This window comes from Leifsonia sp. (genome assembly GCF_051955155.1).
Classification (GTDB): domain Bacteria; phylum Actinomycetota; class Actinomycetes; order Actinomycetales; family Microbacteriaceae; genus Leifsonia.
The window spans coordinates 1-12,416 of record NZ_JBQCGZ010000103.1; the positions used below are offsets into that span (position 1 = coordinate 1).

Here is a 12,416-nt window from a genome sequence, read left to right on the forward strand (position 1 = left end):
CTCCGCGTACGCCTCGACGAGGAGCTTGTGGATGCTGCCCTGCAGGCGCACCATCGCGAACACGGCCTCCGGCAGCGGCTCCACCGGGACCGGCACCAGCCGGCCGTCCTCGACGGTGGCGGCGACCTCGACCACCATGTCGTCCGGCAGCCCGGGGATGGCGCCGGCGTTTGGCAGGTTGACGGCGGGGAGGTCGCGCTCGACACCGCAGGCGACCCACTCGATGATCGGGATCGCGAGCTCCTCGGAGGAGGCGAGAGGACGGTCGGCCAGCGCGTCCTGGAGCGACTTCTGGGCGTGTTTCGCCGGCCGGTACGGGCGGTCGGTGTCGGCGAAACGGATCTCGTAGTACCACTCCGGCGTCTCGGCGCCGTCGCGCCACGGGGATCCGTCGGCCGGGTCGTGGAAGTACTGCAGCTGCGCCGGGACGTAGTCGTCCGCCCAGGAGAGGTACTCGCCGATGTGGTTGGCGCTCGGCGACGGCCACAGCCCGAACCGGCGGAACAGGATGCGAGAGAGGCCGACCTCGTGCCAGTCGGACACCCAGTTCGCGCTGTGCTCGCGCTCGCGGAGCTCCGGATACAGGTCCGCGCCGGTCGCGCGGTCGCGGATGCGCTGGAACCAGGTGAAGTGGTTGATGCCGGCCGCGGCGAGATCCAGCTCGTCGAGCGGCCGTTCGAGCAGGGCCGAGACCTGGCGGGCGCCCTGGAAGTAGCCGTGGCAGAGGCCGACGACCTTCACGTCGGTCAGCCGGGTGATGGCCTCGCAGACCTTGTGCTCGGGATTCGAGAAGTTGATGAACAGGGCGTCGGGTGCGAGCCGTTCGATCGCGCGGGCGATCTCCAGCAGCGGGCCGAACTGCCGCAGCGCGTGGAACAGCCCGCCGGGGCCGCCGTTCTCTCCGTAGACCTGACGGAAGCCGTACTTCCGCGGCACCGTGAAGTCCTGCGACCAGTAGTGGTAGCGGTTTACTTCGATGGCGGTGACGACGAAGTCGGCGCCGGTCACGGCGGCGTCGAGATCGGTGGTCGAGGAGACGGTCGCGGAGTGGCCGAGCTGCCCGATGACCGCGCGCGCGTACTCCTCCATCTCCGCGAGTGGTCCGGCGGCGATGTCCATCAGCGCGATGTCCAGCCCCTTCGCGGCGATCGGCTCGCTGAGGAGCAGATCGCGGATGATGGTGCCGGCGAACTCGCGGCTGCCCGCGCCGATGAGGGTGACTTTCATGTGCTGGATCTCTCCGTTCTTGGTGGGGTCATTCTCCGGCCGCGCTGGCGAGCCGTCGCGCGAGCGAGACGGCGCCGTGCACGGGCGGTCGGTCGAGGATGGTCAGCGGCAGCGCGGGGGAGCCGTGGGCGAGGGCCGTCCGGAACGCCTCCTGGAGCAGGGGCTGCCGTTCGATGACGGAGCCGCCTGCCACCACCGTGTCCGCGTCGATCCCGCGGGCGAGCAGCCGCCCGACCGACCCGGCCAGACGCGTGCCTGCCTCGGTGATCACGTCGAGCGCGAGCAGCGAGCCGTCTTCCGCCGCGGCGAACACCTCGGGGGCGGCGCGTCCCCACGCCTCGGCGGAGCCGGAATCCGTGACGGCGAGCGCCAGCTCGTCGCCGTTCGCGACGCCGAAGGCCGCGTACAGGCGCCGGCCCAGCGAGTCGACAGCGTTCCCGCGGTCCAGGTCGCCGAGGACGGCGCGCGTGGCCTCGCGGACGAGCCCGGCCGCACTGCCCTCGTCGCCGAGCAGCCAGCCCCAGCCTCCCGATGTGACCAGCTCCCCGCGCGCGTCCCTGGCTGTCGCGATCGAGCCGGTGCCGACGACCACGCCGATCGCCCGTCGCGCGCCAGCGGCCGGCGCGATGAGCTCCGAGTCGTTGACCACCAGGACGGGGCCGCTCACATACTCGGAGATGGCCAGCTGGAGGGTCAGGCACTGCTGCGTGTTCTCGCAGCCGTGTGCGCCGACCGCGATCGCCGCCGTGAAGATTCCCCTGCCGAAGTTCGAGACGAGCAGCTCGGTCAGCCCGCGGGCATCCGCGGCGAAATCGCCGAGACCGTCGCGCCAGGCGGCGGAAGGGACCACGATCTCCGCGCGCGCCGAGCGCGCGTCCGACGGGTCGCTCGCATCGGCGACGACATGCGTCTTGGTTCCGCCGACGTCGATTCCGACCACCTGAGCCATCTGCTACTTCCTCGTGTTCGTTCCGGCAGGAGCGGCCGCCGGCGGCAGCCGAGTTCACGCTAGTCAATCGCGGCCCAGTTATGCCAGTTCGGAGGCGATTTAGAACCGAATGGGTGACTGGTCTGGTGATAACGGGCACAATCCGTGACGAACGAAGCGCGCTTTCGCCGGACCAGTTGTGCAGATGGTTGTTAATTCGTCGCAAAGTGGACTAACTGAGCTGCTTAAGAATAGCGTTGCTCCCGCGCCCAAGAGCGGCGCGATCACACGGAACGGGTTAAGGGAGACTCGCATGAAGAAGCGTCACATCGTCGGAGCAGTTGCTCTGGCGGCAGGACTGGCCGTGGGCCTGTCGGCGTGCGCACCGGGTGGATCTACCGCGGCGGATGCATCGTCCCGCCCGGTGTCCAAAGACGTCTCCGGCAAGGACGTCACCCTCAAGATCCTCGACTTCTGGCAGAACGACGAGGGCAAGTGGATGGATTCGGTCGTCTCGGCCTTCGAGAAGAAGCACCCGAACATCACGATCAAGCGGACCACCCAGGACTGGGGGCAGGTCAACAACACCGTCGGACTTCGGCTCGCCGACCCGAACGGACCGGACATCGCGCTCGTCAACAACGGCTGGCAGGCGATGGGCACGCTCGCGAAGGGCGGGCGCATCCTCAACCTCGACGCCTACTCCAAGCTCTACGGCTGGGACAAGGAGTTCCCCGACACGATCGCCCGGCAGACGGAGTTCACCTCCGACGGGAAGCAGATGGGCGCCGGCTCGCTGTACGCCACTCCCGCCGCGCGCTCCTCGCTCATCGGGCTCTACTACAACAAGGAGATCCTCGACAAGCTGGGTCTCGCCGTGCCGAAGACCCTTACCGACTTCGAGAAGGACGCGGCCGCGGTGAAGGCGGCGGGCCAGGTCCCGATCGCGTACGGGTCGGTCGACAAGGGCTCGTCGACGTCTATCCTCTTCGCGCTTCAGAACCTGTACGCCGACGCGGACAAGATCGGCGACTTCGTCTACTCGACGGGTTCCGTCTCGATCACCGAGACGGGCATCGTGCAGGCTGCTACCGACGTGAAGAAGTGGGCGGATGCCGGCTGGTTCACGCCCAACTACGCCGGCATCCAGTATGCGGACGCCCAGAACGAGTTCCTCTCCGGCAAGGCGGCGTTCCGTTTCGAGTACACCGGTTCGCTTGCCTTCTCGGATGCGCAGAAGCAGACGTTCGGCTACGTGCAGCTGCCGCAGGCGCACGGGGACAGTGTCGTCGGCACGGGCGCCTCGGCCGCGAACCTGGCGATCTCGGCCAAGTCGAAGAACCCTGACGCGGCTGCAGCGTTCCTGGACTTCATGGCGAGCTCCACCTCCGCGCAGGAGGCCGTGGACCACGGGTTCCTCCCGCTGCTGCACTCCGACCTGAACGTCCCGTCGGGCAACCCTGAGCTCGCGAGCGAGATCGCGGCTCAGCAGGCGCTCGACACGAGCAACGGCTACACGCCGTACTTCGACTGGTCGACCCCGACGATGCTCGACACGATCGGCGGTCAGCTGCAACAGCTCTACGCCGGTCAGGTGACCCCGAAGCAGCTCGCCGAGGCGGGGCAGAAGGACTACGACACGTTCCAGGCCCAGCGGGCGAAGGGCTGATCGACGATGTCCTCGTCCGAACTAGTGCGGCGGCCGGAGGTCCCGGCCGCCGCACCCGCCGCGCGGATGCGGTCGGCACGTGTCCGGTCCCTCACCCCGCGCGTGCGCCGGCGGCGCTGGCTCGGCCTGGCGTTCGCCGCCCCTGCGCTGCTCTTCTACGGGTTCGTGGTGCTCGTGCCGATCCTGCAGAGCCTCAACTACTCCTTCTACAGCTGGGACGGGGTCAGCGCGGCCCGGTGGGTCGGGGTCGACAACTACGTGTCGTTCTTCACCGATCCCGAGCTCCTGGAATCCCTGGGGCATGTCCTGATCCTCGTCATCTTCTTCGCCCTGATCCCGATCGCCCTCGGCTTGCTTTCGGCGGCGCTCCTCGGGCGTGGCAAGATGACGGGGAGCGGCGTCTACCGCTGGCTGCTGTTCCTTCCTCAGGTGCTGACCAGCGTCGTGGTCGCCGTCATCTGGAAGCGCATCTACGGGCCGGACGGCCCCCTCAACTCGGCACTGCGCGCCGTCGGTCTCGGCGATCTCGCCAAGAACTGGCTGGGCGACTTCACCTGGGCGCTCCCCGCCCTCGGTGTGATCGGCACCTGGACGGCGATGGGACTGTGCATGGTCCTCTTCGTCGCGGGGGTCGCAGCCGTTCCGAACGAGCTGTTCGAGCAGGCGCGCATCGACGGCGCCGGCCCGATCCGCGAGTTCTTCTCCATCACCCTCCCGAGCCTCAAGGGACAGGTGGCGGTCGCCCTGACCCTGACGGTCACCGGTGCCCTCCGCGCTTTCGACCTCGTGTGGGTGACGACGCAGGGCGGCCCCGGGTCCTCCACGACCACGCCCGCCCTGCTGCTCTACCGCAAGGCGTTCCTCAACCCCGATGTCGGGATGGCCGCGGCCATCGGCATCATCCTCGCCGTCGTCTGCCTGCTGGTCGCCGTCGTGATCACCCGACTCTCCGAGGAGAAGAACGCATGATCTCCCGTGCCGAACGCGTGCTGAACCACTCGGTCCTGCTCCTGGTGTCGGTGTTCGTCCTGTTCCCGGTCGTCTGGTTCCTCTTCACGGCCCTGAGTCCGAACCGCAGCGGACAGCTCGACCTCCTGCAGCCGCACTTCGACAACTTCGTCACCGCCTGGAACGCGGGCGGCTTCGGCCCAGCGATGCTGGCGTCGGCGGTCATCACGATCGGCGCCGTGGTCGGTCAGACCGTGCTCGCCATCCTGTCCGGCTTCGCCTTCGGGGTCCTCGGCGTCGCCGGGCAGAAGGTGCTGTTCCCGCTGATCCTGTTCGGTCTGATGATCTCGGCCGAGGTCTTCATCATCCCGCTGTACTACACCTTCCAGGCGATCGGCCTGACGAACTCGTGGCTCGGGCTGATCGTCATCCAGATCGGCATGGGAGTGCCGTTCGGTGCGTTCTGGATGCGCGCGACGTTCCGGGCGGTGCCCCTGTCCCTCATCGAGGCCGCAGAGATGGACGGCGCTCGCAGCTGGCGGATTCTCTGGCAGATCCTGCTGCCGATCTCCCGCCCTGCGGTCCTCACCCTGGCGCTGCTGTCGTTCATGTGGACCTGGAACGACTTCTTCCTCTCGCTGGTGTTCATCGCCGACCCCGCGATCCAGCCGGCGACGCTCGCCCTCGGCGTGTTCCAGGGGAAGAACACGCTCGACGTCAACCTCCTGGCGGCCGGGTCACTGATCGTCGCGGTCCCCGTGCTCATCCTCTACGCGTTCTTCCAGCGCCACTTCATCAGCGGCGTGCTCAACGGCGCGATCAAGGAGTGACAGGAGCCCGCCTCCTCGCTCGCTCGACGCCTCATTCCAGACAAGGAGTCCCGATGCGCATCGCGCCCGAAATCCTCGACACCCCCGACGACGTCGGCAGGGCGGCAGCCGTCCAGATCGCCGATGCGATCGAGCTGGCACATGCCGTGGGCCGGACGTTCATCCTGGGCTGTCCGACCGGACGCAGCCCCGTTCCGACCTACGAGCAGCTGGCCGTCATCGTCGCCGAACGGGATCTCGACCTCAGCCGTGTCGTCATCGCGCTCATGGACGAGTACGTGGAGCAGGGCGAGGACGGTTTCCATCCGGTCGACCCGGCGCTCGCGCACAGTTGCGTCGGCTTCGGCCGCCGCGACATCGTCGACCGGCTGAACGCGGTCGCGCGGCCGGGTCACCGGATCCCCGAGCGGAATCTCTGGTATCCGGATCCGCAGGCTCCCGACGGCGATTACGACCGCACCCTCGAAGAAGCCGGAGGGATCGACATCTTCCTCCTGGCTTCCGGGGCGTCCGACGGTCACGTCGCCCTCAACCCGGTCGGGGCCGCTGCCGACACCGTCACGCGGGTGGTCGCGCTCGGCGAGGAGACCCGCCGCGACAACCTCGGGACCTTCCCGACGCTCGGCAGCATCGACGCGGCACCGCGATACGGGGTCACGGTGGGGATCCGGACCATCCGAGAGCTCTCCCGCTCGGTGATCATGGTCGTGACCGGAGAGCACAAGCAGACCACCGTCGCCCGGCTCGCGGCGGCGGATGCCTACGAGCCCGAGTGGCCTGCCACCATCCTGAGCGAGTGCGCTTCCGCCCGGTTCCTCGTGGATCGCAGCGCAGCGGCGCAACCGCAGACTGCGCTCTGAGCCGAACTTCCCCCTCCGCCACGTCCAGAAGGAATCCGCATGCACACCCCTCCGTTCGACGTCGAGGCGACTCTTGCCGCGCTCACTCTTCAGGAGAAGGCCTCCCTCCTCTCCGGCGTGGACGACTGGTTCACTCAGGAGATCGACCGGCCGGGGCTGCCAGCGCCGGTGCCGGCGATCGAGCTGGGCGACGGCCCGCACGGTCTGCGCAAGGAGACGGGCGTCGACATGGTCTGGGTTCCGGCCACGGGCTTCCCGACGGCATCCGCGCTCGGCGCCTCATGGGACCGAGAACTCGTGCGCCGCGTCGGCGTCGCGATCGGCGAGGAGGCGCGTGCAGAGGGGGTGCAGGTCGTGCTCGGCCCCGGCGTCAACATGAAGCGGTCGCCGCTGTGCGGGCGCAACTTCGAGTACTTCTCGGAGGATCCGTTGCAGGCGGGTGAGCTCGGGGCCGCCTACGTCCGCGGCGTGCAGTCCACCGGTGTCGGCACGTCGCTCAAGCACTTCGCGGCGAACAACCAGGAGATCGAGCGGACCAGGATCTCCGTCGTCGCCGACGAGCGGACGCTGCGGGAGACCTACCTGTCGGCGTTCGAGCGCGTCGTCCGGCTGGCGGACCCGTGGACGGTGATGTGCTCCTACAACCGGCTGCTCGGCGTTCACGCCTCGCAGAACCGGTGGCTCCTGACCGAGGTGCTGCGGGAGGACTGGGGCTACTCGGGCGCCGTCGTCTCCGACTGGAACGCTGTGCACGACAGGGTCGCCGCCGTCCGGGCAGGGCTCGACCTCGAGATGCCGGGCACGGGAGGATCGACGGACGCGGACATCGTCGCGGCCGTCCGCGCGGGAGAACTGGAGGAGTCCGTCGTCGACGAAGCGGCCCGCCGGGTGCTGCGGCTGGTCGCGCGCGCGTACCCTGGCCCCGGTGCCGTGAACGGCGCCGTCATGGACCGCGGCCACCGCGCCGGCGATCGGCTCAGCTCCGAGCAGCTCGAGCTCCTGCACGCGGATCGTCACCACGCTCTCGCCCGCGAGGCCGCCGCCGCGTGCATCACCCTGCTGCGCAACGAGCGCGCCGGATCGACGTCGGCTCCGGTGCTGCCTCTGGACGAAGCCGGCACCTCGACGATCGCCGTGATCGGCGCGTTCGCGGTGAACGCGCGCATCCAGGGCGGGGGTTCCTCCGGCGTCGACCCGACGGTCGTGGACGTCCCCCTGGAGGCGATCCGCCGGATCGCGGGGGACCGTGTGCTGCACGCCCCTGGCTACGTCTATGCGACGAAGAACGCCTACCAGGACGACAATCTCGGAATCCTCGCCGCTCACGGTCTCACATACGATGCGGAGAGGCCCGCGGTTGCGCGTCGGTCGGCGACGCTCGCGAAAGAGCTCCAGCTGGCCGAGGCGGTGCAGCGCGTGGGCCGCGGGCCGCTGTCGCAGACCGCGCGGCGGCTGATCGACGAGGCCGCGGCCGTGGCCGAGACCGCGCAGGCGATCGTCGTCTTCGCCGGTCTTCCGCTCTCCTCCGAGCAGGAGGCGAACGACAGGGAGACGCTCGATCTGCCCGCCGACCAGGTCGCTCTGATCACGCGCCTGGCGGACGTGCGGGAGCGCACGGGCGCCTCGCTGACCGTCGTGCTCTCCAATGGGTCGCCGGTGTCGATGGACCCGTGGCACGACCGCGTGGACGGCATCGTCGAGGCCTGGCTCAGTGGACAGGGGACGGGCCACGCCGTCGCGGAGGTCCTGTTCGGTCGAGCCAACCCGTCCGGCAGGCTCGCCGAGACGTTCCCCTGCGCGGTGGAGGACACTCCCGGCTTCCCGAACTGGATCGGCGAACGCGGGACCGTGCTCTACGGCGAGGGCGTCTTCATCGGCTACCGCTGGTACGACGCGCTGCACCGAGCGGTGCGCTATCCCTTCGGTCACGGGCTGTCGTACACGACGTTCGCCTACGCCGACCTGGACGTGGACGTCATCGACGCCTCGGCCGGGCGCGTCCGGGTGGCGCTCACGGTGACCAACACCGGTGAGCGTGCCGGAGCGGAGATCGTCCAGCTGTACGTGGGCGACCCGGATGCAGAGGTGCACCGGCCGGTGCGGGAGCTGCGAGGGTTCGAGAAGGTGCGCCTCGAGCCGGGCGCGTCGGCATGGGTCTCGTTCGACCTGCAGAGCCGCGACTTCGCCTACTGGGACTCGGCGGCCGCGCGCCACGACGGACGAACCGGCCTGTGGCGCCGGGAGGGCGGCGACTTCCGGATCGAGGTCGGGGCCTCGTCGCGGGACATCCGCGTGATGGCGGTGATCCGGCTGCCGGACGACCCCGACATCCCGCCCCTGATCCCGGACGCCGCTCTTCAGGAGAGCGTCGCATCGCGGTTCGTCGACGGCCACGCCGGGTAGCTGCCTGGCGCGGAGTCTGCGCAGGCGGTCAGCGCAGGTCCGCGACCGATTCCCGGCTCACGTAGGTGGTGGGAAGGCGCGGTTCGTGCTTCTCCTCGATCCCGGCGATCTCGATCTGGAGCCGGTGGATGGCCGCCTCCCCGACCTCGCGCAGCGGGCTCTTGATCGTGCTGAGCGCCGGCGTCGGCAGGTCGGCTCCGAAGATGTCGTCGAAGCCGACGATGCTGAGCTCCCGCGGGATGTCGAGTCCCCGCTCGCGCGCCGCCCGGAGCAGACCGAGGGCGATCAGGTCGTTGTAGGCGAAGACGGCGCTCACGTCGGCCGCGAGCAGCCGGGGCAGCGCCTCGGCGCCGCCCTCGCGCGTCGGGGCCGTCGACGGGATCTCGACGATCGACATCTGCCGGTCGATCGCGAACTGGAACAGGGTCCGCCAGCGCACGTCGTTCATCCAGGACGCGCCGGGGCCGGCGAGGTACGCGATCCGCCGGTGGCCGAACAGGTGCAGTTGATCCAGGGCGGCCGTGATGCCCGGTCGCGGGTCGGGGATGACGTCCGGGACGCCGTCGACCTGGCGGTTGGCCACGATCAGCGGCTTCATGGCGGCCAGGTCGCGGATCTGGTCGTCGCTCAGCCGCGAGGCGACCAGGAAGAGTCCGTCGACCGACGTCTGCAGTCGCTGCGCCGTCGCGAGTTCCAGCTCCGGCGACTCCTGCGACTCGGCGAAGACCAGGGTCTGGCCGTTGGCCGTCGCCACTCGCTCGGCTCCGCGGACGACGTCGAAGTAGACCGGGTTCGTGATGTCGGAGACCAGCAGCGCGAGGGTGCCGGTCTTGCCGGTCGGGAGCGCGCGGGCCATCGGGTTGATGCGGTAGCCGAGCTCCTCCGCGACGTCGCGGATGCGTCGTTCGGTGGCCTCCTTGAGGCGACCTGGTTTGTTGAGAGCCCTGGAGACGGTCGACGGGCTGACGCCGCTCGCCTTGGCGACGTCGTAGATCGTCGCCGGCGGTCTCCGCGAGTGCGCGCGGGGCGGGCTGCTGGTCTCTGGCTCGCTCATGGTTCCCTCCACCCGCTGCATGCCGGGTCCGGCAAACGGTTGGCACAGTCTATCGACCGACCGTGGATACTCACGGAATGCGGTGTGGTCGGCGTTTGGCAATCGGTTGACAAGACGGTGCTCGCGCGGGGAGACTGAAGACATGCTCCAGCCGCGACGCCGCGACCCCGATCGCCTCCTCCCCTCCGATCCCCGGACGCGCGACATCGCTCGCGATCTGTATCGGCGCGTGGCCGGGGCGCCGATCGTCTCGCCGCACGGTCACGTGCCCGTCGAGTGGCTGGCCGATGACCGCCCGTTCGGGGACCCGGCCGAGCTCCTGGTCACCCACGATCACTACGTGACGCGCCTGCTGCACGCCGGCGGAGTCGACCTCGGGGACCTCGGGGTCGGGCGTCGCGCCGACCCTCGCGCGGTGTGGCGCGTGCTTGCCGAGAACTGGCACCTCTTCTCCGGCACCGCCTCCGGGTACTGGCTGGAGGAGGAGCTCACCTCCGTCCTCGGCATCGAGGAGGAACTGAGCCCGTCGACGGCCGACCTGATCTACGACGAGATCGCCGCGCGCCTCACGGAGCCGGAGTACCGGCCGCGTGCGCTGTTCGAGCGCTTCGGGATCGAGGTGCTCGCGACCACGGACGACCCGCTCGACGACCTGGCGGCCCACGGCCGGCTGCGCGACTCCGGACTGACCGGCCGCGTCGTCCCGACCTTCCGGCCGGACCGCTACCTCGATCCCGATGCGCCCGGATACCGCGGCGACGTCGAGCGCCTGCTCGGCGTCACCGGGCAGCCGGCCACCTTCGCCGGCTATCGTGCGGCTCTGGAGGAGCGGCGCAGGCATTTCATCGATCACGGCGCCGTATCGGCCGATCACGGCGTCGAGGAGCCGGTGGCGTTCGACCTCTCGCCCGCGGACGCGCAGCGCCTGTTCGCTGCCGCGCTCGCCGGACGCGCGACCGCGGACGAGCGGCGCATCCTGCGCGGCCACATGCTCCTGCAGATGGCGCGGATGAGCGTCGACGACGGCCTGGTGATGACCGTTCACGCCGGCGTGCTGCGGAACCACAGCACCCCGACGTTCGAGCGCTTCGGACCGGATACCGGCCACGACATCCCGGTGACGACCGACTTCGTCCACGGCCTGCGGCCGCTGCTGGAGCGTTTCGGCAACGCGGACGGCTTCCATCTCGTGCTGTTCGCCGTGGACGAGACGGTGTACTCGCGCGAGATCGCGCCCCTCGCGGGCTTCTACCGCAGTGTCTACATCGGAGCGCCGTGGTGGTTCCTCGATGCTCCCGACGCGATCGGGCGGTTCCGGTCGGCCGTGACGGAGACCGCCGGGTTCTTCCGCGGGTCGGGTTTCGTCGACGACACCCGGGCGTTCCTCTCGATCCCGGCGCGGCACGACACGGCCCGCCGTGCGGACGCGTCCTTCCTGGCGCGCTACGTCGCCGAGGGCCGGATCGCTCTCGCGATGGCCGAGCGGATCGCGGACGAGCTGGCGGGCGCCCAGGCGCGGCGGGTGTTCAAGCTGTGATCGCCCGGGAGCCCGCGAACGCGGCGACCGCACCGGTGCTGAACAGGGTCGCCCTCGACCGGCCGGCCCCCGTGCCTCCGGTGCGGATCGTGCATCTCGGCCTCGGCGCCTTCCACCGTTCCCATCAGGCCTGGTACACCGCGCACGCCGAGGACTCCTCCGAGTGGGGGATCGCCGCCTTCACCGGGCGGACGCCGGATGCCGCCAGGGCGCTCCGGGCGCAGGAGGGCGTGTACACCCTGGTCGTGCGCGACACGCAGGGCGACCGATACGAGACGGTCGGGAGCATCGTCGAGGCGTGGCCCGGCGACGATGCGACACGGTTCGTGCGCACGATCTCCGCGCCGGCGGTCGCCGTGGTCACGCTGACCGTCACCGAGGCGGGCTATCGGCTGACCTCCGCCGGCGAGCCCGACGTCGACGATCCGGCCGTCGCGTCCGACCTGCTCCTGCTCCGCGGCCTCGTCGCCGACGGCGGCACGATCCCCGCCACGGCGCCGCGGACCGCGCTCGCACGACTGCTCCTGGGGCTTCGCGCCCGCCGTCTTCTGGACGCGCCGCCCGTGGCGATCGTCCCGTGCGACAACCTGCCCGCCAACGGCGGCCTCGTGCGCGCGGCGCTGACCGGGCTCGCGGAGCAGGTCGACCCGGCGCTCGCCGCGTGGCTTCCGCAGGGCGCGTCCTTCGTCTCGACCTCGGTCGACCGCATCACGCCACGCCTCGACCCGCGCGACCGGGACCTCGTCGCCGCCGCGACCGGCTGGTCCGACAGCGTGCCGGTCGTCGCCGAGCCGTTCGCCGATTGGGTGCTGGCGGGGGACTTCCCGGCCGGCCGGCCGCGCTGGGAGACGGCGGGCGCCCGCTTCGAGGACGACCTCGCCCCCTGGGAGGCGCGGCAGCAGTGGCTGCTCAACCGCGCACACACGCTGCACGACTCGACCGGACGCCAGCGCCGCCACC

10 protein-coding genes are annotated in these 12,416 nt (G+C 70.1%); 7 read left to right on the forward strand and 3 right to left on the reverse strand.

The window, feature by feature from the left end:
- On the reverse strand, positions 1-1,227 hold a 1,227-nt coding region (locus ACTHMF_RS11410; RefSeq protein WP_440317655.1), incomplete at its 3' end, for a family 4 glycosyl hydrolase.
- A gap of 28 nt (positions 1,228-1,255) precedes the next feature.
- Positions 1,256-2,176 (reverse strand): BadF/BadG/BcrA/BcrD ATPase family protein, encoded by a 921-nt coding sequence (locus ACTHMF_RS11415; protein ID WP_440317657.1) that lies wholly within the window; start codon positions 2,174-2,176, stop codon positions 1,256-1,258.
- 403 nt (positions 2,177-2,579) lie between these two features.
- On the opposite strand from ACTHMF_RS11415, the gene ACTHMF_RS11420 reads away from it, so the two are divergent.
- Genes ACTHMF_RS11420 through ACTHMF_RS11440 form a run of 5 tightly spaced genes read left to right on the forward strand, consistent with a single transcriptional unit; the run spans position 2,580 to position 8,865 of the window.
- Positions 2,580-3,824, forward strand: coding sequence for an ABC transporter substrate-binding protein (locus ACTHMF_RS11420; RefSeq protein WP_440317659.1), 1,245 nt, complete (start codon positions 2,580-2,582; stop codon positions 3,822-3,824).
- 6 nt (positions 3,825-3,830) lie between these two features.
- The gene (locus ACTHMF_RS11425; RefSeq protein ID WP_440317661.1) at positions 3,831-4,793 is read left to right on the forward strand and encodes a carbohydrate ABC transporter permease; all 963 of its coding nucleotides are present in this window, start codon (positions 3,831-3,833) and stop codon (positions 4,791-4,793) included.
- Positions 4,790-5,602: a carbohydrate ABC transporter permease gene (locus ACTHMF_RS11430; protein ID WP_440317662.1), complete on the forward strand. Its 813-nt coding sequence runs from the start codon at positions 4,790-4,792 to the stop codon at positions 5,600-5,602. The genes ACTHMF_RS11425 and ACTHMF_RS11430 overlap by 4 nt, the downstream gene beginning before the upstream one ends.
- 53 nt (positions 5,603-5,655) lie before the next feature.
- Positions 5,656-6,462 carry a 6-phosphogluconolactonase gene (locus ACTHMF_RS11435; RefSeq protein WP_440317664.1) on the forward strand — a complete coding sequence of 269 codons (807 nt, stop codon included), beginning with the start codon at positions 5,656-5,658 and terminating at the stop codon, positions 6,460-6,462.
- A 39-nt stretch (positions 6,463-6,501) separates the two neighbouring features.
- A complete protein-coding gene (locus ACTHMF_RS11440; RefSeq protein WP_440317666.1) occupies positions 6,502-8,865 on the forward strand; it encodes a beta-glucosidase family protein in 2,364 nt (787 codons plus the stop codon).
- Between the two features lie 28 nt (positions 8,866-8,893).
- Here the strand turns inward: ACTHMF_RS11440 and ACTHMF_RS11445 are convergent, their stop codons facing one another.
- Positions 8,894-9,919: a LacI family DNA-binding transcriptional regulator gene (locus ACTHMF_RS11445; RefSeq protein WP_440317668.1), complete on the reverse strand. Its 1,026-nt coding sequence runs from the start codon at positions 9,917-9,919 to the stop codon at positions 8,894-8,896.
- Positions 9,920-10,061: 142 nt separating this feature from the next.
- Between ACTHMF_RS11445 and uxaC the strand changes: the two genes are divergently transcribed.
- Together uxaC and ACTHMF_RS11455 are read left to right on the forward strand one after the other, a co-directional pair.
- Entirely contained in the window at positions 10,062-11,456 is a 1,395-nt protein-coding gene (gene uxaC / locus ACTHMF_RS11450; RefSeq protein WP_440317670.1) for a glucuronate isomerase, read from the forward strand.
- The coding region (locus ACTHMF_RS11455) for a mannitol dehydrogenase family protein (RefSeq protein WP_440317671.1) at positions 11,453-12,416 on the forward strand (964 nt) is incomplete at its 3' end. The genes uxaC and ACTHMF_RS11455, both read left to right, overlap by 4 nt.